Raw genomic sequence first — 21,104 nt, forward strand, 5'->3', positions numbered from 1 at the left:
GACCATGGCACATAAGAAAGCAGGCGGTTCATCCCGCAACGGTCGTGATACCGCTGGCCGTCGTCTCGGCGTGAAGAAGTTCGGTGGCGAAGCTGTCATCGCCGGCAACATCATCATCCGTCAACGCGGCACCAAGTGGGCTGTCGGCACCGGTGTCGGCCTCGGCAAGGATCACACGATCTTTGCTCTGGTCGATGGCACCGTGGCGTTCCGCACCCGCGCGAACAATAAAGTACACGTGTCTGTCCTCCCGGCAGAGGCCGCCGAATAATCCGGCAGGCCTGACCAACCCGCCGGTGACCAGTTCCCCGGCAGCGTTTGGCGACACACCAGAACAGCGAAGGGGAACCGGCCAACCGGTTCCCCTTTTCGTTTCTGGAGAAATCTCATGACTATTGCTGCCCGCCGTCTCGCCGCCCCCGCCCGCCCAGCCGCCGCTGCAGCAATGGCCACCACCCAAAATGCCGTGATCTCGACCAAATGGTCGGTCAGCCTCGTCGGTCTATCGTGCCTCAGGGACATATCCAGATGACCGCGCTAAAGCACCGCCTGCCTGAACGGCTATCGACCGAGCGTCTGGTTCTCGTCACGCCCGACCTCACCCATGTCCCGCGCATTGCCGCACTCGCCAATAATGAGCGGGTCCATCGCGTCATGTCGCGCCTGCCCTTCCCCTATAGCGAAGACGACGCGCTTTTCTTCATCAACGAGGTCGTGCCCGACCCGCAGGAAAAGTGCTTCGCCATTACCCTTGGCGGCCAGTTTATCGGCGTCGTTGGCCTCAGCATGGGCCCGGACACCGCGCCGGAGCTCGGCTATTGGCTGGGCGAAGCCTATTGGAACCATGGCTATGCCACCGAAGCCGCCCGCGCGGTGATCGCGGCGGCCAAGGAGGCCGGAGCCACGAGCCTCAAATCCCGCGCCCTCATGAGCAATGCGCCCTCGCGAAACGTCCTCAAGAAGCTTGGCTTTATCGAGATCGGCGAAGGCACCGACCAGCAGGGCACGCTCATGGGCCAGTCCATAATGTTCATGCGGCTGGAGCTCGATCGGGAATGAGCGAACTCCTCACTGATCGCTTGATCCTCCGCGCGCCGCGGCCCGAAGATGCGCCATGCTATGCCCTGGGCGTCAGCGAATTTGCCGTTGCCCGCTGGCTGACCCCGGTGCCATGGCCCTATACGCTCACCATGGCGCAGGATTTTCTCCGGACAGCGCCAGCACCCACGCCCGAAAAGTCGTTCTTCATCATCGAACACAAAACCAAGGGCCTGATCGGCTGCGTCACGCTCGTTGATGAATTGGGCTTCTGGATTTCGCGCCCCCATTGGCATCGCGGCTATGGGTGCGAGGCCGCGACCGCGCTCATCGATTGGCATTTTGCCGAAACGAAGAACGAGGCGATCGCCTCGAGCGCCCATCGCAACAATACCGCGTCCCTTCGTCTCAAGACCAAGCTCGGCTTTGTCGTCACCGGCAAGGAGATGCGGTTTTCCCAGGCGCTGCAGCACAATGTCGAACATGTAACGACCGCATTGAGCCGGCAAACCTGGACGGCGAAAAGGATCGATTTATGCGCCTGAGAGATGCCCTGCCCGGCGTAATCGCCACGAAACGCTTGCGCCTGCGCCAGCCGGTCCTGACCGATCTCGATGCCCTTGTCGAAGGCGTCAATAACTGGAAAGTGGTCGAGCCCACCGCCAGCCTGCCTTTCCCCTATCTGCCCGAGCACGGCATCGGCTTTATCGAACGGTTTGCCAAAAACCCCGAGCAACGGCCCTATGCCATTGCTCGCGCAGATGATGATCGGCTGATCGGCATTGTCGGCCTCAAGTTTAGCGATGGCAATCCGCCCGAGCTGGGCTATTGGGTCGCCGAATCTCATTGGGGCCAGGGCTTTGCGCCCGAAGCGGTCGGCGGTCTTCTTGCCGCCGCGCGGCAAACGGGCATCGAGGCCATTCGCGCCCGGGTTTTGGTCTCCAACCCCGCCTCGCAACGCGTCCTCGAAAAATCGGGCTTTGCCGTCATCGAACATACCGAAAGCGTCGTCGAGCGTCATCGCGGCAAACCGCTCCTTGTGCTGGAGTGGCGCGGATGATGTTGCCCATCATCGAGACCGACCGGCTGATCCTCCGCGCGCCGCGCGCTCAGGATGCAGAGCCGATCGCCCATTACCTCAATGATTTCGACGTCGCGGGCAATCTCGCGCGCGTGCCGCATCCCTATTATCTCTCCGATGCCCAGGCCTGGCTCCGCACGCGCCATGTTGACGTCGATGTCGCCGATGCCAATTTCAGCATCGACGTGAAGGGCCAGGGCTATGCCGGCCATATCGGCTTTCATTCCGGCGCACTTGGCCCGGTGATCGGCTATTGGCTCGGCAAGCCCTTTTGGGGGCGCGGCATCATGACCGAAGCGATGATCTCGGCGCTCGATTGGTTCTTCGCCACGAGCCGCGCACCGATCGTTTATTCCGGCGTTTTTCATTTCAACCAGGCTTCGCTGGCCATCCAGCACAAGCTCGGCTTTACCGAAACAGGACGAAGCGCCCTCCTCTGCCTTGCGCGCGAGGCCGAGGTGGAGCATATCGACACACAATTGACGCTTGGCGTCTGGAAGGCACGACGCACATGAAATTTCTCGATCAGGCCAAGATCTATATCAAGTCCGGTGATGGCGGCGGCGGCTCCGTCAGCTTTCACCGCGAGAAGTTCATCGAATTCGGCGGCCCCGATGGCGGCAATGGCGGCCGCGGCGGCGATGTCGTCGCCGTCTGCTCGGAAGGCCTCAATACGCTGATCGACTTCCGCTACGCCCAGCACTTCCGTGCCCCGACCGGTACCCATGGCATGGGCAAGAACCGCGCTGGCGCCAATGGCGAAGACATCGTCTTGCGCGTGCCCAAGGGCACCCAGATTTTCGAGGAAGACCAGGAAACCCTGATCGCCGATTTCACCGAAATCGGCCAGCGCGTCGTGCTGCTTAAAGGCGGCAATGGCGGCTTCGGCAACGCTTACTTCAAGACCTCGTCCAATCAGGCGCCCCGCCACGCCAATCCCGGCCAGTTGGGCACCGAAAAGGGCATCTGGCTGCGCCTCAAACTGATCGCCGATGCGGGTCTCGTCGGCCAGCCCAATGCCGGCAAGTCGACCTTCCTTGCATCGGTCTCGGCCGCCAAGCCCAAAATTGCCGATTACCCCTTTACGACCCTTCACCCCAATCTCGGCGTGGTTCGCGTCGGTGAGCGTGAATTCGTTCTCGCTGACATTCCCGGCCTCATCGAGGGCGCCAGCGAAGGCATCGGCATCGGTGACCGCTTCCTTGGCCATATCGAGCGCTGCGGTGTACTCATCCATCTGATCGATGGCACCAATGAAGACGTCGCCCACGTCTATAAGGCCGTGCGCTACGAACTCGCCGCCTATGCCGATGTGCTTGCCGACAAGCCCGAAATCGTCGTCCTCAACAAGATCGACGCCCTGACGCCCGAAGAGCTCAAGGACAAGGTCAAGGCGCTCAAAAAAGCCAGCAAGGCCGAAGTCCACACCATCTCCGGCGCCACCGGCGAAGGCGTCGAAAAAGTCCTCTTCGCCGTCCTATCCGTCATCGACGAAAGCCGCGCCGAAGAAGTCGAGGCCCTCGCGCCCAAGACGGAAGAAAAGTGGACCCCCTGATGGGCAAAGCCGCAGCATTTGGACTGGATATCAGCACGAGCGGCCAGCCCCTCCTCTCTTATTCCTCTCCCACTTGGGGAGAGGTGGCCCGGCCCTTGGCCGGGTCGGTGAGGGGTCTTCCTCTTGCTCAGTGTCTGCGACACGCCCCCTCACCCGTCTCGCCCTGCGGGCGATCCACCCTCTCCCCAAGTGGGAGAGGAATAGACGGTATGCGCCGCACCATTCTTCTCCCTCTCGGGCAGAAGGTGGCGCGCAGTTCACCGAATTCACATTTGCGAATTCGGTTGGGATGAGCGGACCCTGACATGACTAACGCCCTCGCCCCCTATCGCCGCATCACCATCAAAATCGGCTCTGCGCTGCTCGTCGATAAATCCGGCAAGCTGCGCAAAGCCTGGCTCGATGATCTCGCCGAAGACATCGCCGCTCTCAAATCCGAGGGCCGCGATATCGTCGTCGTCTCCTCGGGCGCCATCGCCCTTGGCCGCGGGCTCCTTGGCCTCTCCGCCCTCTCCCTCACGCTCGAACAATCCCAGGCCGCTGCCAGCGCCGGGCAAATCGCGCTGTCCCAGGCCTGGGCCGAGGCCCTCGAGCGCCATTCCATCGTCACCGGCCAGATCCTCATCACCCCAAACATCACCGAAGAGCGCCGCTATTATCTCAATGCGCGCACCACGGTAACGACCCTTCTCGGCCTCGGCGCCATCCCGATTTTCAACGAGAACGACAGCGTCGCCACAGCCGAAATCCGCTATGGCGACAATGATCGCCTCTCGGCCCGTGTCGCGACCATGATCGAAGCCGATTGCCTCGTGCTCCTCTCCGACATCGACGGTCTCTACACCGCCCCGCCGGCCAAGGACCCGAACGCCCAGCATATTCCCGTGGTCGAAGCCATCACGCCCGCCATAGAAGCCATGGCCGGGGGCGCCGCCAGCCATCTCTCGCGCGGCGGCATGACCACGAAGGTCGAAGCCGGCAAGATCGCGACCCTCGCCGGCACGGCCATGATCATCGCCAAGGGCACCGAAACCCATCCGCTCAAGATCCTGACGGAAGGCGGCCGTCATACGCTCTTCCACCCCGCCCGCTCGCGCGCTCAGGCGCGAAAGCGCTGGATCATGGGCACGCTCACCGTCGCCGGTAGTTTGCAGGTCGATGCGGGCGCTGCGGGTGCCCTCAAAAATGGCCGCTCGCTGCTGCCGATCGGTGTCACCAAGATTAACGGCACATTTGATCGTGGCGATGCCCTTGCCATTCTCGATCCCGATGGCCGCGAAATCGCCCGCGGCCTTGCTGGGCTCGATAGCGAGGATGCGCGGCTCGTCATGGGCAAGCGAAGCGATGCGATGGTCGAACTGCTCGGCAGCGGCAATCGCGCAACAATGATCCATCGCGACGACATGGTACTCACGGCCGCCGTCGAGGAGATGACCCAATGATCTCAGCCGAAATCCTGTCGAGCGACCTCCCCGCCCTGATGCTCGATCTCGGGCGCAAGGCGCGCGCCGCGGCCTCAAAGCTTGCGACGGCCAGTGCCGAGCGCAAGCATGCCGCCCTTATCGGTGCCGCTCAGGCAGTCAATGACCACCAGGCCGAAATCCTCGCCGCCAATGCGCTCGACATGGAAAACGCCCGCGCCAAGGGCATGACCCAGGCTTTCCAGGATCGCCTGCTTCTCACCGAAGCGCGCCTCAATGGCATTGTCGACGCGCTTCGGACCATTGCCGAACTGCCCGATCCCGTCGGCTCGATCATCGCCGAATGGGACCGGCCCAATGGCCTTCACATCGAGCGCGTCCGCACTCCGCTCGGCGTTATCGGCGTCATCTATGAAAGCCGCCCCAATGTCACGGCCGATGCCGGCGCGCTGTGCCTCAAGTCGGGCAATGCCGTCATCCTCCGTGGCGGCAGTGACAGCGCCAATTCTTCCCGCGCCCTCGTCGACTGCCTTCGCCTCGGCCTCAAGCAAGCCGGCCTTCCCGAAGACGGCATCCAGCTCGTCCCCACCACCGATCGCGCCGCCGTCGGCGAAATGCTGACGGGCCTCTCGGGCAATATCGACGTCATCGTGCCGCGCGGCGGCAAGTCGCTCGTTGCCCGCGTCCAGTCCGAAGCGCGTGTCCCGGTCTTTGCCCATCTCGAAGGGCTCGTCCACGTCTATATCGATCGATCAGCCGATCTCGAAAAGGCCGTCTCGATTACGCTCAATTCCAAGATGCGCCGCACCGGCATTTGCGGCGCCGCCGAGACCCTCCTCGTCCACAAGGACGTGGTCTCGACCCACCTCAAGCCCGTCCTTGACGCCCTTGCAACCAAAGGGTGCCAAATTCGCGGTGATGCGACGCTCAACGCTACCGGAATGGTAACGGTTTTGGCCACCGAGGAAGATTGGCGCACCGAATACGAAGACGCCATCATTTCAGTGAAGGTCGTCGACAGCATCGAAGACGCCATCGCCCATATCGAACATTATTCCAGCCATCACACCGAAGCGATCATCGCTGAAGACCCTGTCACCGTTGAGAAATTCTTCAACGAGATCGATAGTGCCATCCTCATGCACAACGCCTCGACCCAGTTCGCCGATGGCGGGGAATTCGGTTTCGGCGGCGAAATCGGCATCGCCACCGGCAAGATGCACGCCCGCGGCCCCGTCGGCGTCGAACAGCTCACATCCTTCAAATATCGCGTCCGCGGCACCGGCCAAGTCAGACCATAAACCATTGAGTAATCAGTCCTTTACGCGCGTCCCGCCCTCCGCGGCCGGCATGCGCATCGGCCTCTTCGGCGGCAGCTTCAATCCCATCCATGCCGGCCATGTGCTGGTCATGGAAGAAACCCTCCGCCGCCTCGAACTCGACGCGCTATGGGTGCTCGTCACGCCCGGTAACCCGCTGAAAAATCACGACGATCTAGCGCCACTCAGTCAGCGCGTTGATGCCGCCCGCGCCGCCATTGCCAATCCACGGATCCACGTCACCGGCTTCGAGGCCCAGAAAAACTTCCGCTACACCTGGCAAACCGTCCGGTTTCTCGCCCAATCCCTGCCCGACCGGCACTTCGTCTGGATCATGGGCGCCGATAGTCTCGCCGGCTTTCACCAATGGGAACGCTGGCAGGACATCGCGGCAACGCTCCCCATCGCCGTCTATGCCCGGCCCGGCTCCTCGCGCCGCGCCCTTGCCTCGCGCGTTGCCCTGGCCCTTTCCCGCTCCCAGGTCGATCAGGAAGACGCACCTATTCTTGCAAGTCTCCCGGCTCCCGCCTGGGTCTACTTCCACGGGCGGCAATCACCACTGTCTTCGAGCGCTATCCGCGCGGCCGGCAAGCATAAATAACAAGAATCAACCGTGACCTTGCGAAAAACCCTGCGAAAGGGCATATTCAACGCAATGATCGTGTCTTCGGAACAGGAACTAACGGCTTGCCGTTTGCCAAGACGCCGCAATATTCCGGTCAACAACCAAGGATGCTGAACCAACGCATGACCCATGCTCGCGCATGGGCGGAAGGCCGTTTCTGATGGCCGCGCTGCCCACCGATACCGTTTCGACCCCTGCTGTTCCGACAATGTCTTCGGAAAAGTCCCCCGTCGAACTCATTCTCAATATTCTCGATGATGCCAAGGCAGAAGAGACCGTGGCGGTGGATATCACCGGCAAGTCCTCGCTCGCCGATCACATGATCGTGACTTCCGGCCGCTCGCAGCGCCACGTTGGCGCCGTCGCCGACCAGATCATCCGCGCCCTGCGCGAAAATGGTTTCGGCAAGCCACGGGTCGAGGGTCTGCCGCATTGCGATTGGGTCCTGGTCGATACGGGCGACGTCATCGTCCACATCTTCCGCCCCGAAGTGCGCGAATTCTACAACATCGAAAAGATGTGGCAGGCCGACTTCGCCGCTGACGCGCACTAGGCCACTCGGCGTCTTCGAGAGCAATTCATGCGTATCGCCATAGCCGCTGTGGGCCGGATGAAGTCCGGCCCCGAACGCGAACTCGTCTCCCGGTATCTGGAAAGAGCAGTGGCGAGTGGCAAACCGTTGGCACTGACGGGATTTGATGTTTCAGAGCTTAACGAGTCTCGCGCCGGGTCTGCTGCGTCCCGCAAAAGTGAAGAGGCCAAGGGCCTCCGCGCCGCGCTGCCCGATGGCATTCTCGTCACGCTGGACGAACGCGGCAAATCCATAGGCTCGGAAGCGTTTGCCAATCTCCTCGCGCGTTGGCGCGATGAAGGTCGCCCCGCCGTGTCCTTCGTAATCGGTGGCGCCGATGGCATCGATCCCGACTTCGTCCGATCAGCGGAAATGTCACTGAGCTTTTCGCCCATGGTCTGGCCGCATCAATTGGTGCGCATCATGTTGGCTGAGCAGCTTTATCGCGCGACCACGATCCTCTCTGGCCACCCCTATCATCGCGGCGACTGAAATCGCTGTGACTGCCTTAGTTTAAGCTCAACCTCAGGCTAGCTCGGCCCAAGACAGCCGGACCGAACATGGTTAAGCGAAGTTAACCTATGGTTTTCTTCCCGCTTGCTAATCTGCGCGTCAGTGATTCGGGGCCAGCGGCCTCAGCGACGGAGAAAACATGCCGGTGAGGCCGGAGATTTTGGTCAAGGCAGTGGTCGGCAGCATGCTGCTGACCGCGGGTCTCGCCATTCCGCTTCTGGCACAAACGGCTGTTCCCGCGCCGTCGACGACCCAGCCAACAACGCCTCCGACAACCACAACGCCGGCGCCTGCGACCACGGACGCCGTACCGGAAACGACGCCGGTTCCCATTTCCGAAGCGCCCGCCGCCACGCCGCCGGCAGGCGATCCTGCCGCAGCTGCAGAACCCGACACAGCCACCTCCAGCGCCGCCGATCTTGCCGAAGTGGAAGCGACCCTGCAGCTCAGCCGTGAGCGCATCGACGAGCTCAAGGCCGAAATCGCCGAAATGGAAGGCGATCGCACTAAGCAGAATGCCGCCCTGATTGCGGCGGGCCAGCGCGTCAAACTCGCCGAAATCGAAGTGACCGATGTCGAAGATCGGCTCTCCAATCTCATCGTCGAAGAACTTGAAGTGCGCGGCCGCCTCGATGGCGCTGATGCCGAGATCGCCAATGTGCTTGCCGCGCTCGAGCGCATCTCGCTCAATCCGCCGCCTGCTCTCGTGGTTGATCCGAGCGACGCCCTGGGGTCTGCCCGCGGCGCCATGCTGATCGCCGCCATCGTACCGCAATTGCGCAAAAGAGCTGAGACCGTCTCAGCCGACCTCAAACAGTTGATGACTATCAAGGAGCAGGCGCTGGCCGAAGAGCAAACGCTCAAGGCCAATTATGCGGTGCTTGAAGAAGAGCAATTGCGCATTGCGACACTCATCGCTGCGCGCAAACAAGGCATCCAACAGGTCGGCGCCCAGCTCGATACCGAAGAAGCCGCAGCACTCGAACTCGCCGAGCGGGCCAGCACCCTCCGCGAATTGATCGACGCACTTTCGGCCCGCGCCAATCAGGCGACGACGCCGACGACCACCACGTCGCCAGATATGCCGCAGCTTTCGCCTGAAGCCATTCAGGTTGCCTTTGCCAATGCGGCGCGCACCGAACCTGCCGTGCCTTTCCCGATGGCGCGCGGCTACCTGACCCAGCCGGCCAATGGCGTCACGGTAGTGCAATTCGGCGCCGGCGACGGCTTCGGGGGTATTGCGCAGGGGCAGTCGGTCGTCACCCGAGCCGAAGCACAGGTGGTCTCCCCAGCCGATGGCTGGGTGCTCTATAAGGGCCCTTACCTCAATTATGGCCAGATCATCATTCTCAATACCGGTCAGGGCTATACGGCATTGCTGGCCGGGCTCGACAGCATCTCGGTCGATATCGGCCAGTTTGTGCTGATGGGCGAACCTTTGGGCCAGATGGGATCACGCACAATTGGACGGACCGTGACCACCAATGCTGGCAACGCCCAGCCGACCCTCTATATTGAGCTGCGACAGAACAACCAACCCATCGACCCGGAAACTTGGTGGGCCCAGAGTGAACAGACGGGATAATATTCCATGCGCTTGACCACCCTTCGCGCTGCCCTGCTTGGCGCGGCATTGCTTGTGCCGACCGCCAGGCTGCTTGCACAGGATCAGACCCCTGCGCCCGCCGCGCCGGAAACGCCGGTGGAGCAACCCAATCCCAGTGGCGAACAGCCTGCGCCGGCGCCTGAGGATCTCAAGAAGGAACCGCGCGACCCGCTGGAAGTCTATTCCGACCTCAATCTCTTCGGCGAGATTTTCGACCGTATCCGCGCCGAATATGTCGATCCCCCGGATGAGCAGGAACTGATCCGCGCCGCCATCCAGGGCATGCTCACCTCGCTCGATCCGCACTCCGGCTATTTGCCGCCGGCTGATTACGATGAGATGCGCGAAGACACATCGGGCGAATTCGGCGGCCTCGGCATCGAAGTGACGATGGAAGAAGGGGCCATCAAGGTCATCTCTCCGATCGATGACACACCTGCCGCAAAGGCTGGTATTCTCGCCAATGACTTCATTGTCGAGCTCGACGGCACCTCGATCCAGGGCCTGTCGCTCGATGAGGCAGTTGCCAAGATGCGCGGGCCGATCGGCACGGATATCACCGTGACCGTGGTGCGCGAAGGCGTGACCGATCCGCTAAAGTTCACCCTGACCCGTGCTACGATCGCCATGCGCGCCGTGCGCTGGAGCATGGATGGCGATGTTGCCGTGCTGCGTCTCTCGCGCTTTTCGGCCCAGGCCTATATCGGCATCGAAAACGCCATCAAGGACATCTATGCCGAACGCGACGGCAAGGCGCCAAAGGGCATCATTCTCGATCTGCGCAACAATCCCGGCGGTCTCGTTGATCAGGCCGTCTATGTCGCCGACGCCTTCCTCAAGCAGGGTGCCGTTGTTCTGACGCGCGGCCGGACGGAAGCCGAAAGCGCCCGTTATGACGCCCAGCCTGATCCGCTCGATGCGCAACTCGCCGATGTGCCTCTGGTCGTCCTGATCAATGGTGGCTCGGCTTCGGCTTCGGAAATCGTCGCCGGCGCGCTCCAGGACCATAAGCGCGCGACGCTTGTTGGCACCCGTTCGTTCGGCAAGGGCTCGGTCCAGTCGATCATCTCGCTCGGCCCCGACGGCGCCATGCGTCTCACCACGGCGCGCTACTACACGCCGGACAACCGCTCGATCCAGGCGCTCGGGATCACACCCGATATCGAGATCCATCAGGTCGTGCCCGAGGAACTCCAGGGCCGCGATGAGATCGTTGGTGAAGCCGGGCTTGCCGGTCACATCAAGATCGAAGGCCAGGAAGAAAGCACGGTCGGCTCGTCCGTCTACGTGCCGCCTGAAGCGGCCGACGATGCTCAGCTTCAATACGCGATCAAGCTGATCAATGGCGGAGAGACCAACGCTGCCTATCCGCCGAAGGCGGAGTAGTGGTCGCTCCATGCTAAACTGAAAGCGCGACGGCGTGATTCGCCGTCGCGCTTTTTCGTTGTGACACTGACCTATAGGGCCGGCTGCCGATGGCCAATGATCTGAGCACCCCCTTGAAAGGCCGCAAGCAACGCGCGCAGGAGGCCAAGGCCCGTCCGCGCCTGCCAATCGGTCGCGCGCTCTTTGGGCTGATCGCGCTGATGGGCATCGGTGTTGCAGCGCGCCTGATCCTTGTTGACGACCCTATGGGCGGGCGTCCGAGCCAGGAAGTCGCCATTGTCGATAACAAGGCGGCAAATCCTGTCGCTGAGACGGCGGCTACTGGCCCTGTCACTATCACGGCCGATCCCCAGCAATACGCGGCCAACGGGTCCGATGGTGCAGCGCCTCTGGCTGCCGGATCGCCGGCCTCTACCGGCGCAACGCCTGACGCATCCGGAATTGTGCCTGATCTTTCCGAGGAAACGGCCAATGGCCCGATCCCGCGCATGTCCGGCACTGGCGAGACCCCCTATGCCGCTTATCGGCACCCCTTCGATGCCGCCAGCGTCGGCAATGGTCCCCGCGTCGCACTGATTGTGACGGGGCTTGGCATCAACGAGCAGGGCTCGCTCGACGCCATTGGCCAATTGCCCGATTTCGTGACGTTGGCCTTTGCGCCATACGGCAAGGGCTTGGCCAATACCGTGGCCGCCGCGCGCAATGGTGGCCATGAGGTCATGCTCGAAGTCCCTCTCGAGCCCTTCGATTTTCCGCAAAACGATCCCGGCCCGCATACGCTCCTGACCGGCGAGGCGCCGCGCGAAAATCTCGACAAACTTTTCTGGCTCATGGCCCGCTTTGGTGGCTATTTCGGCGTCATCAACAATATGGGCGCGCGATTCACCGCTTCGGCCGGTGATTTCGGCCCCATCATGGAAGAGCTTGGCGCGCGCGGCATCGGCTATATCGACGACGGCTCCTCCAACCGGTCCGTGTCGGAGCAATTGGCCCATGCCAATAAAGTGCCCTTTGCCCGGGCCAACCTCTTGATCGATGCCAACCCTGCCCGAACATCTATTTTGTCAGCGCTCGCCAGCCTTGAGACGGAAGCGTTGGAAAATGGAAGTGCGATCGGTATTGTGAGTGCCTTGCCCATTTCCATTCAGGCCATCTCCGAATGGTCTGCGAGCCTTGACGGCAAGGGTATTGCGCTGGTGCCTGCCAGCGCGCTGATGCAATAAAGCGCCGCTCGCCTGTCCGGCACGGTGCCCAAAACAGACTGCGAAACCATGTCCCAATTGCCTGACCGTGAAGCCATGCCCTATCGCGACTGCGTCGGCGTCGCCGTGTTCAACGCGATGGGCAATGTCTTTGTGGGGCACCGCAAATCCGAAGGCGATCCCGATCAATCGGCCGCCAAAGGCTTTGCCTGGCAGATGCCCCAGGGCGGCATCGATCAGGGCGAGGATCCGTTGCGCGCCGCTTTGCGCGAACTGCAGGAAGAAACGAACATCACGTCCGTCAGTTTGATCGCTGAAGCGCCTGAGTGGATCTACTATGATCTGCCCGATGATCTGCTTGGTATTGGCTTTAAAGGAAAATATCGCGGTCAGCGCCAGCGCTGGTTCGCCTTTGCTTTTACCGGCGACGACGGCGAAATCGACGTCGATGCGCCCGGTGGCGGCAAGTTCAAGCCTGAGTTCAACGCCTGGCGCTGGGAGCGGCTAAGCAAGACACCATCACTCATCGTGCCGTTCAAACGGGACGCCTATGAGAAGGTCGTTGAAGCCTTTTCAGATATTCCGCAACGCTTTACCCACGTCTGAACCATGAAAACCATCGGCCTTATCGGCGGCATGAGCTGGGAATCGACCGCCCACTATTATCGCGTGCTGAACCAGGAAACGGCGCGCCTCCGGGGCGGCCTTCATTCGGCGCCGGTCCTGATAGACTCCGTCGATTTTGCGCCGATTGCCGAGATGCAGTCTGCGGGCAAATGGGACGACGCAGGCGATGCGCTCAAGCTGTCGGCCAAGCGCCTCGTTGGTGCAGGCTCAGAAATCCTGGGCCTGGCGACCAACACCATGCACGTGGTGGCTGATCGTATGCTCGATGGGATCAACGCCACGTTCGTTCATATTGCTGATCCCACGGCCGATGCCCTCCTTGCGGACGGCTACACAAAGGTTGGTCTCCTTGGTACGCGCTTCACCATGGAGATGAGCTTTTACCGCGATCGCCTGAGCGCCCGCGGTCTTGAATCGCTCATTCCCGAAGTGGATCGGACCAATCTCAACGGCATCATCTACGATGAACTTTGCCGCGGCATTGTGCGCGAAGAGTCACGCCGAATCTATATTGATGCGATTTCGAGGCTTGCGGCGCGTGGGGCAGAAGCCGTTATTCTAGGCTGCACCGAAATCGGCATGTTGATCGATGATGCGGTCAGTCCCCTGCCCGTCTTTGACACGACGGACCTTCACGCTAAGGCTTTGGTGGCTGCAGCGCTGCAATAATAAAAAGGCCGCCCGTAAGGCGGCCTTCGTCATTCCGGATCAGACAATGCTTAGTGGATATGCGTGTCGTTGAGCTGCTCGGCTTCAAGCGCAAGGTTCAATAGGCCGCTGACAAACTGCTGAGCGTAGGACTTGTCATCAGGCGTTTCGGCCCGGGTGAGTTCGCCCTGCGCTGCCGCGATCTGGGTCTGGAGGTCTGCGCGGTCAAATTCCGAGAATGGCACCGATTCTTCAGCCAGAATGGTCAGACCTGCCGGCGACACGTCGGCAAAGCCGCCGCGCACGAAAAAGATCTCGCTTTTGCCATCGCTGTTGACGGTGATGAAACCGGCCCGCAGTGTCGTCATGAAGGGCGCATGGTCAGCCATGACCGTGAAATAGCCTTCCGTACCCGGAACGGTAACCGAATTGACGGTCTGCGAAACGAGGAGACGCTCGGGCGAAACGATCTCGATCTTGAGGCCTTCAGCCATATTTTTGGTCCCTTAGCGGAGAAAACCCGAAAGACCGGGCTTAGCGCTGGGTCCGTCGCGGACGACGGACCCAAGTGGCAAAGATTAGGCGGCCTGGGCGGCCAACTTCTGCGCCTTCTTGACGGCATCTTCGATGGTGCCGACCATGTAGAAGGCAGCTTCGGGCAAGTGATCGTAGTCACCCTTAACGAGCCCCTGGAAGCCCTTGATGGTGTCGGCGAGCTGGACGAAGACGCCGGGCGAACCGGTGAAGACTTCGGCCACGTCGAAGGGCTGGGACATGAAGCGCTCGATCTTGCGGGCGCGGGCCACGGTCAGCTTGTCTTCTTCGGAGAGCTCGTCCATGCCGAGGATGGCGATGATGTCCTGCAGAGCCTTGTACTTCTGAAGGATCGCCTGCACGTCACGGGCAACCTGGTAGTGGTCCTGGCCGACAACGTTCGCGTCGAGAATACGCGAGTTCGATGCCAGCGGATCAACGGCCGGGTAGATGCCCTTTTCCGAGATAGCGCGGTTGAGAACGGTCACGGCGTCGAAGTGGGCGAACGAGGTTGCCGGCGCAGGGTCGGTCAAGTCGTCGGCGGGAACGTACACGGCCTGCACAGAGGTGATCGAACCCTTGTTCGTCGTCGTGATGCGTTCCTGCATCGCGCCCATGTCGGTTGCCAGCGTTGGCTGGTAACCCACGGCGGAAGGAATGCGCCCGAGAAGTGCCGACATTTCAGCACCGGCCTGCGTGAAGCGGAAGATGTTGTCCACGAAGAACAGCACGTCCTGGCCCTGGTCGCGGAAGTTTTCAGCGATCGTGAGACCGGTCAGAGCAACGCGAGCACGCGCGCCCGGGGGCTCATTCATCTGGCCGAAGACGAGGGCGCACTTGGAGCCGGCGGCCGAGCCACCGTTCTCATGCGGATCCTTGTTCACGCCCGATTCGATCATTTCGTAGTAGAGATCGTTGCCTTCGCGGGTGCGTTCACCGACGCCTGCGAACACAGAGTAACCACCGTGCGCCTTGGCGACGTTGTTAATCAGTTCCTGGATCAGAACGGTCTTGCCCACGCCGGCGCCGCCCATGAGGCCGATCTTGCCGCCGCGTGCATAGGGAGCGATGAGGTCAACGACCTTAATGCCGGTGACGAGAACCTGCGATTCCGGGTTCTGCTCGGCGAATGCCGGAGCGTCCTGGTGGATTTCGCGCTTTTCCGTGCTTGTGATCGGGCCAGCTTCGTCGATCGGCTCGCCGATGACGTTCATGATGCGGCCGAGCGTCTCTTCGCCGACAGGCACGGAAATCGCGCTGCCGAGATCGATCACTTCGGCGCCGCGAACCAGACCTTCGGTCGTGTCCATGGCGATCGTGCGCACGGCGTTTTCGCCGAGGTGCTGGGCAACTTCCAGAACCAGGCGTTGGCCATTGTTGTTGGTTTCAAGCGCGTTCAGGATGGCGGGCAGGTGATCGTCGAACACCACGTCAACGACGGCGCCAATGACCTGCGAAACGCGACCGGCCTTCTGTTCTGCCATTTGTTCGTCCTCGCTGATGGGTTAGAGCGCTTCCGCGCCCGAAATGATTTCGATGAGTTCTTTGGTGATCTGGGCCTGACGCTGGCGGTTGTAGCTCAGCTGCAGCTTGCCGATCATTTCGCCCGCGTTCCGCGTCGCATTGTCCATTGCGGACATCTGCGCACCGTAGAACGAGGCACTGTTTTCAAGCATGGCGCGGAACACCTGCACGCTCACATTGCGCGGCAGCAGGTCTTCAACGATGGCTTCTTCGTTGGGCTCGTATTCGTAGATCACGGCCGAGTTGTTGACCAAGGCGCCTTCGCCTTCGACACGCTCGATTTTTGCCGGGATGATCTGCACGGCAGTCGGCACCTGGCTGATCACCGAGTTGAACTTGGCAAAGAAAAGCGTTGCCACGTCAAATTCGCCAGCGGCGAACATGGCCTGCACTTTTTGGCTGATCTCGTTCGCCTGCGCAAAGCCGATATTCTTGACTTCGCGATAGCTGACGGTCTCGACGATCTTGTCGGCAAACTGGCGCTTGAGGATATCGTGACCCTTGCGGCCAACCGTCAGGAACTTGACGGTCTTGCCCTGCGCCTGAAGCTTGTTGGCATGATCGCGCGCAAGACGGGCAATGGAGGAGTTGAACCCACCCGCCAGACCGCGTTCGCCCGTTGCAACGACCAGAAGGTGAACCTGATCCCGGCCGTTACCGGCGAGGAGAACAGGCGCATCTGTCTGACCATCATAGACTGCAGCAAGGCTCGCCAGCACCGCACCCATGCGCTCGGCATAGGGGCGTGCAGCTTCGGCAGCATCCTGGGCGCGACGGAGCTTAGCCGCCGCGACCATCTGCATGGCCTTGGTGATCTTCTGCGTCGACTTGACCGAGTCGATCCGGTTCTTAAGATCCTTTAGCGACGGCATTGCCTGTCGTCTCCTTCAGAGCTCAGGCCGCGTAGGTCTTCTTGATATCGTCAAGAGCCGACTTCAGCTTGGCACGGGTGTCGTCGCTCAGCTGCTTTTCAGCAGCAATGGTCTTCAAGAGATCAGCATGCTTGGAGCGCAGGTTCGAGAGCACGTGCTTTTCGAAATCCTGGACCTTGTTGACCGGAACGGTATCGAGATAGCCCTGGCCACCGGCAAAGATCACCGCAACCTGTTCTTCCGTCTTGAGCGGCGAGAACTGTGGTTGCTTGAGCAGTTCGGTCAGACGCGCACCACGGTTCAGCAGGCGCTGGGTCGAGGCGTCGAGATCGGAACCGAACTGCGCGAAGGCAGCCATTTCACGATACTGCGACAGTTCGCCCTTGAGCGAGCCGGCAACCTGCTTCATCGCCTTGATCTGAGCCGAGCCGCCAACGCGCGACACGGAGAGACCAACGTTCACGGCAGGACGGATGCCCTGGAAGAACAGGTTGGTTTCAAGGAAGATCTGGCCGTCGGTGATCGAGATCACGTTGGTCGGGATATAGGCCGACACGTCGTTTGCCTGGGTTTCGATAACCGGCAGGGCGGTCAGCGAACCAAGACCGTGATCTTCGTTCATCTTTGCAGCGCGTTCGAGCAGACGGCTGTGGAGATAGAAAACGTCGCCCGGATAGGCTTCGCGGCCCGGCGGACGGCGCAGCAGCAGCGACATCTGGCGGTAGGCAACGGCCTGCTTGGTCAAATCGTCATAGGCGATAACGGCATGCTTGCCATTGTCGCGGAACCACTCGCCGATCGCGCAGCCGGTGAAGGGCGCGATGTACTGGAGCGGAGCCGGATCGGAAGCGGTAGCGGCGATCACGATCGAATAGGGCAGAGCACCCGATTCTTCGAGCTGACGCACGAACTGAGCAACGGTCGAACGCTTCTGGCCAACGGCGACATAGATGCAGAACAGCTTGTCGGTGTCCGAAGCATTGGCATCGTGTGCCGGCTTCTGGTTGAGGAAGGTATCGAGAATGATCGCGGTCTTGCCGGTCTGGCGGTCACCGATGACGAGCTCGCGCTGGCCACGGCCGATCGGGATCAGTGCGTCGATAGCCTTGAGGCCGGTCGACATCGGTTCGTGAACCGACTTGCGCGGCAGAATGCCGGGAGCCTTGACGTCGACGCGGCGGCGTTCGGTGTGCTCGATCGGGCCCTTGCCGTCGATCGGGTTGCCGAGACCATCGACCACGCGGCCGAGAAGGCCAGGACCGACCGGGGTGTCCACGATCGAGCCGGTGCGCTTGACGACATCGCCTTCCTTGATGGAACGGTCGTTGCCGAAGATCACGACGCCGACATTGTCGTTTTCAAGGTTGAGGGCCATGCCCTTGATGCCACCTGGGAACTCGACGAGTTCACCAGCCTGAACCTTATCGAGGCCGTAGACGCGGGCGATGCCGTCACCGACGGACAGCACCTGACCGACTTCCGAAACCTGGGCTTCCTGGCCGAAATTCTTGATCTGGTCCTTGAGGATCGCAGAAATTTCCGCGGCTTTGATGTCCATTATCCGACCTCTTTCATGGCGATTTTCATCGCAGCGAGCTTTGTCTTGATTGATGAATCGATCATCTGGCTGCCGACCTTCACCTGAAGGCCACCGATCAGCGAGGGATCGACGAATTGGTTGAGCGTGACGGTCTTGCCCAGCTTTGCCTTGAGCGTTTCGCTCAGGGCATTGGCCTGTTCGGCCGTCAGGGGCGTTGCCGAGGTCACTTCGGCAGTCGTTTCACCGCGCGCTGCAGCGGCCAGTTCGCGAAAGCCAACGATGATGGCATCGAGCGCGAACAGACGGCCGTTCTTGGCAACAAGGCGCAGAAAATTAGCCACGAGCGGATTGACCTGGGCCTTGCCCAGGATCGCATCAAGGGCAGACGCCTTGACGTCGCCCGAGATCACCGGAGACCGCAGGTAGCGCGAAAAATCGTCGCTTTCGCCAATCAGGCGGGAAATATCAGAAAGGCCGGTTTCGACCGATGCCAGTTGATTCTCGCTCTGGGCGAGATCGAACAGCGCCGACGCATATGGCCGCGCAATCTGGGAAAGCAGTGAATTCTGCGCTGCCAATGTCGCTTCACCCTCTTGTGTTGCCATCCTCGGGTATCGAGCCGGGATGACCTATTACGCTTCGGACGTGTCCGGGAACGGGGTTTTGGCCGGACTGATCCTAGCCACTCCCCTACAAGTCGGGCTCGCTCTAACACAAGCCAAGCGGCCCGTGCAAGGCTGGGTTACGTGATTCACCGGCGGTGAAAATGTCGCACTTATCCCAAGCGATAGAAGTCGAGCCATTTGCGGCTCGTTTACATGAAGCTCATCGGGTCGATATCGATCTGAATCTTGAGGTCGCCTTTGGGTTTTTCGGCACTCGAAAGCCAGAAGCGGACATAGCCGGAAAGATCAAAATCCCTACCAGACTGGGCCAGAAGCCTTACCCGATAGCGGCCACGGATCATCGAGACGGGCGCATCGGCCGGTCCGAAGAGTTTTACACCATCGGCCATTGGCGCAGCGGACAGCAGCGTTCGTGAGAAATTCATCGCATGATCGTGTACGCTGGCAGAGACAATGAGCGCGGCGAGACGGCCGAAGGGCGGCATGCCGCCGGCTTCACGGGCCAGAATCTCCTGGGCGTAAAAGGCTTCGCGGTCGCCCGAGACCATGGCTTTCATCACCGGGTGATCGGGATGATAAGTCTGCAAGAAAGCCTTGCCGTGGCGGCTGGCACGGCCGGCACGGCCGGCAACCTGGGTCAGGATCTGAAAGGTTCGCTCGGCGGCGCGCGGGTCGCCATGCGCTAGGCCGAGATCTGCATCGAGGACGCCGACGACAGAGAGCTTCTCAAAATGGTGCCCTTTCGAGACGAGCTGGGTGCCGATGATGAGATCATATTCGCCGCGCTCGACTTCGGCGAAACGCTCGCGAAGCTGGGCGTGGCTGCCCATATCGGTCGAAAGAAGCACGCGGCGCGCGTCGGGGAAGCGAATGGCGGCTTCTTCGGCGACGCGCTCGATGCCGGGACCAACGGGAACGAGGCTGTCCACTTCTCCGCATTCGCCGCAATGCTTTGGCGTGCGGGTTTCGTGGCCGCAATGGTGGCACATGAGGACGCCGCGGAAGCGGTGCTCGACCATCCAGGCCGAGCAATCGGGGCATTTATATTGATGGCCGCAGGCATTGCAAAGGGTGAGCGGGGCATAGCCGCGACGGTTGAGGAACAGTAGCGCCTGCTCGCCACGATCAAGCGCCGCAAATACTTCGCGCGCTAAGGAAGGCGCTATCCAACTTCCCTTTTCCGGGCCATCTGTCCTCATATCGAGCGCTGTGATGTCCGGCATTGCTGCTTCGGCAAAGCGGCTCTCGAGCCGCACATGGGCATAGCGGCCAGTATTGGCATTGTTGCGCGATTCGACGGACGGCGTCGCTGATGAGAGCACCACCCGCGCCTCGGAAAACTGGGCGCGGACGATCGCCATGTCGCGGGCGTGATAAGTAAAGCCTTCGGATTGCTTATAGGCGCCGTCATGCTCTTCATCGAGGACGAGAAGGCCGAGCTCGCGGAAGGGCAGGAAGAGCGCGGAACGGGCGCCGACGACGGCGCGGACGGTGCCATCGAGCACGCCACGCCAGACTTTGGCGCGCTGCACCGGGGTCATGTCCGAGTGCCATTCGGCAGGTTTAGTGCCGAAGCGGCGGGTGAAGCGATCGATGAATGTGTTTGTAAGAGCGATTTCCGGCAGCAAAATCAAGGCTTGGCGACCGGCGCGGAGCGTATCGGCCACCGCTTCAAAGAAGACTTCGGTCTTGCCGCCGCCGGTGACGCCATCGAGAAGGGCGACGCCAAAGCGCTTGGGGTCGAGGCCGAGGATCCGGTCAAGCGCGGCCTGTTGCTCGGGGTTGAGAGCGGAAGGCGCGGCATCTGGATCGGGCGGAAAAACCACGGGCGGCGCCGGAATTTCCAGCTTTTCCAACGCTCCGGCGCGTTCGAGGCCATCGAGAACGGAGGTCGACACACCACTGGCGCCGACCAATGCCGCCTTGGGCCAAGGCATGTCGTCGGTGAGCGTATCGAGCACGCGAAGGCGCGCGGGCGTCAACTTTTCAGGCTCCATGCCAGTGCGGCGATAGGCGACGACAGGTTTGGGCGCATCGAGCGCTTCGGGTGAGCGCAATACGCCGCGCAAAACCTGCCCGGGCGCGGCCAACGTATAGCGCGCGACCCATTCGACGAGCCGCAAAAGCTCTTCCGACAGCGGCGGCACGTCGAATGAAAAATCTATATTTCTCAGTCTGTTATGGCCGATTTTGTCATTCGGCTTGCCCCAAACGACGCCGAGCGTCAGGCGGGGACCGAGAGGCACGCCGACAACCGTACCGCGCGTTACGCTCATATTGGCGGGCACGCGATAGGAATAGGGGCCCTCTACGGCCACCCCCACCATCACTGCAACGATGTCACCGGGCCCATACATGTTTGTGCGCGTTCCGTTCTCTTTTCCCTTAGATAGGAAGGGCGAGCGATTCGGCTAGA

Annotated in this window: 23 protein-coding genes; 17 read left to right on the forward strand and 6 right to left on the reverse strand. The window is 61.3% G+C overall.

The genetic code is table 11. The features are described from left to right. Positions 1-4 precede the first annotated feature (4 nt). The 17 genes from rpmA (at position 5) to ASG47_RS08820 (ending at position 13,613) form a co-directional block, all read left to right on the forward strand. On the forward strand, positions 5-271 hold the full coding sequence (rpmA, locus tag ASG47_RS08745) for a 50S ribosomal protein L27 (protein WP_061908351.1): 267 nt from the start codon (positions 5-7) through the stop codon (positions 269-271). Positions 272-388: 117 nt separating this feature from the next. Further along, entirely contained in the window at positions 389-532 is a 144-nt protein-coding gene (locus ASG47_RS20635) for a hypothetical protein (RefSeq protein ID WP_156464038.1), read from the forward strand. Further along, positions 529-1,059 carry a GNAT family N-acetyltransferase gene (locus ASG47_RS08750; protein WP_061908352.1) on the forward strand — a complete coding sequence of 177 codons (531 nt, stop codon included), beginning with the start codon at positions 529-531 and terminating at the stop codon, positions 1,057-1,059. Before ASG47_RS20635 ends, ASG47_RS08750 begins: the two co-directional genes overlap by 4 nt. After that, positions 1,056-1,583 (forward strand): GNAT family N-acetyltransferase, encoded by a 528-nt coding sequence (locus tag ASG47_RS08755; protein ID WP_061908353.1) that lies wholly within the window; start codon positions 1,056-1,058, stop codon positions 1,581-1,583. Before ASG47_RS08750 ends, ASG47_RS08755 begins: the two co-directional genes overlap by 4 nt. Beyond that, a complete protein-coding gene (locus ASG47_RS08760; RefSeq protein ID WP_061908354.1) occupies positions 1,574-2,098 on the forward strand; it encodes a GNAT family N-acetyltransferase in 525 nt (174 codons plus the stop codon). Before ASG47_RS08755 ends, ASG47_RS08760 begins: the two co-directional genes overlap by 10 nt. Beyond that, complete coding sequence (locus ASG47_RS08765; RefSeq protein ID WP_061908355.1) at positions 2,095-2,634, forward strand: GNAT family N-acetyltransferase; 540 nt, start codon at positions 2,095-2,097, stop codon at positions 2,632-2,634. Before ASG47_RS08760 ends, ASG47_RS08765 begins: the two co-directional genes overlap by 4 nt. Next, positions 2,631-3,674, forward strand: coding sequence for a GTPase ObgE (obgE, locus tag ASG47_RS08770; RefSeq protein ID WP_061908356.1), 1,044 nt, complete (start codon positions 2,631-2,633; stop codon positions 3,672-3,674). Before ASG47_RS08765 ends, obgE begins: the two co-directional genes overlap by 4 nt. A 305-nt stretch (positions 3,675-3,979) precedes the next feature. Then, complete coding sequence (gene proB / locus ASG47_RS08775) at positions 3,980-5,116, forward strand: glutamate 5-kinase (RefSeq protein ID WP_061908357.1); 1,137 nt, start codon at positions 3,980-3,982, stop codon at positions 5,114-5,116. Next, positions 5,113-6,396, forward strand: a complete 1,284-nt coding sequence (locus tag ASG47_RS08780; RefSeq protein WP_061908358.1) for a glutamate-5-semialdehyde dehydrogenase — start codon at positions 5,113-5,115, stop codon at positions 6,394-6,396. The genes proB and ASG47_RS08780 overlap by 4 nt, the downstream gene beginning before the upstream one ends. Positions 6,397-6,400: 4 nt before the next feature. Next, positions 6,401-7,015 (forward strand): nicotinate-nucleotide adenylyltransferase, encoded by a 615-nt coding sequence (locus ASG47_RS08785; RefSeq protein ID WP_244487069.1) that lies wholly within the window; start codon positions 6,401-6,403, stop codon positions 7,013-7,015. A gap of 184 nt (positions 7,016-7,199) precedes the next feature. Continuing rightward, positions 7,200-7,592 carry a ribosome silencing factor gene (gene rsfS, locus ASG47_RS08790; RefSeq protein ID WP_082461190.1) on the forward strand — a complete coding sequence of 131 codons (393 nt, stop codon included), beginning with the start codon at positions 7,200-7,202 and terminating at the stop codon, positions 7,590-7,592. A gap of 27 nt (positions 7,593-7,619) precedes the next feature. Beyond that, the gene (gene rlmH / locus ASG47_RS08795; RefSeq protein ID WP_061908359.1) at positions 7,620-8,102 is read left to right on the forward strand and encodes a 23S rRNA (pseudouridine(1915)-N(3))-methyltransferase RlmH; all 483 of its coding nucleotides are present in this window, start codon (positions 7,620-7,622) and stop codon (positions 8,100-8,102) included. 160 nt (positions 8,103-8,262) lie between these two features. Further along, positions 8,263-9,708: a murein hydrolase activator EnvC family protein gene (locus ASG47_RS08800; protein ID WP_061908360.1), complete on the forward strand. Its 1,446-nt coding sequence runs from the start codon at positions 8,263-8,265 to the stop codon at positions 9,706-9,708. A 6-nt stretch (positions 9,709-9,714) separates the two neighbouring features. Further along, on the forward strand, positions 9,715-11,115 hold the full coding sequence (locus ASG47_RS08805) for a S41 family peptidase (RefSeq protein ID WP_061908361.1): 1,401 nt from the start codon (positions 9,715-9,717) through the stop codon (positions 11,113-11,115). 113 nt (positions 11,116-11,228) lie between these two features. Continuing rightward, entirely contained in the window at positions 11,229-12,338 is a 1,110-nt protein-coding gene (locus ASG47_RS08810) for a divergent polysaccharide deacetylase family protein (protein ID WP_210168435.1), read from the forward strand. A 48-nt stretch (positions 12,339-12,386) separates the two neighbouring features. Then, positions 12,387-12,923 (forward strand): RNA pyrophosphohydrolase, encoded by a 537-nt coding sequence (locus ASG47_RS08815; protein WP_200940887.1) that lies wholly within the window; start codon positions 12,387-12,389, stop codon positions 12,921-12,923. 3 nt (positions 12,924-12,926) lie between these two features. After that, on the forward strand, positions 12,927-13,613 hold the full coding sequence (locus ASG47_RS08820) for an aspartate/glutamate racemase family protein (RefSeq protein ID WP_061908364.1): 687 nt from the start codon (positions 12,927-12,929) through the stop codon (positions 13,611-13,613). Positions 13,614-13,663: 50 nt separating this feature from the next. Here the strand turns inward: ASG47_RS08820 and ASG47_RS08825 are convergent, their stop codons facing one another. The 6 genes from ASG47_RS08825 to ASG47_RS08850 all read right to left on the reverse strand — a co-directional run bounded on the left by ASG47_RS08825 (position 13,664) and on the right by ASG47_RS08850 (position 21,045). Beyond that, entirely contained in the window at positions 13,664-14,086 is a 423-nt protein-coding gene (locus tag ASG47_RS08825; protein ID WP_061908365.1) for a F0F1 ATP synthase subunit epsilon, read from the reverse strand. 84 nt (positions 14,087-14,170) lie between these two features. Continuing rightward, on the reverse strand, positions 14,171-15,610 hold the full coding sequence (gene atpD, locus ASG47_RS08830) for a F0F1 ATP synthase subunit beta (protein WP_061908366.1): 1,440 nt from the start codon (positions 15,608-15,610) through the stop codon (positions 14,171-14,173). A 21-nt stretch (positions 15,611-15,631) separates the two neighbouring features. Continuing rightward, positions 15,632-16,522, reverse strand: a complete 891-nt coding sequence (locus ASG47_RS08835; protein WP_061908367.1) for a F0F1 ATP synthase subunit gamma — start codon at positions 16,520-16,522, stop codon at positions 15,632-15,634. Between the two features lie 22 nt (positions 16,523-16,544). Continuing rightward, positions 16,545-18,080: a F0F1 ATP synthase subunit alpha gene (atpA, locus tag ASG47_RS08840; protein ID WP_061908368.1), complete on the reverse strand. Its 1,536-nt coding sequence runs from the start codon at positions 18,078-18,080 to the stop codon at positions 16,545-16,547. Continuing rightward, complete coding sequence (locus ASG47_RS08845) at positions 18,080-18,667, reverse strand: F0F1 ATP synthase subunit delta (protein WP_061908369.1); 588 nt, start codon at positions 18,665-18,667, stop codon at positions 18,080-18,082. Before ASG47_RS08845 ends, atpA begins: the two co-directional genes overlap by 1 nt. A 209-nt stretch (positions 18,668-18,876) precedes the next feature. Beyond that, complete coding sequence (locus ASG47_RS08850; RefSeq protein WP_061908370.1) at positions 18,877-21,045, reverse strand: primosomal protein N'; 2,169 nt, start codon at positions 21,043-21,045, stop codon at positions 18,877-18,879. Positions 21,046-21,104 lie beyond the last annotated feature (59 nt).

The sequence above is a fragment of the Devosia sp. Leaf420 genome (assembly GCF_001425445.1).
Taxonomy (GTDB): Bacteria; Pseudomonadota; Alphaproteobacteria; order Rhizobiales; family Devosiaceae; genus Devosia.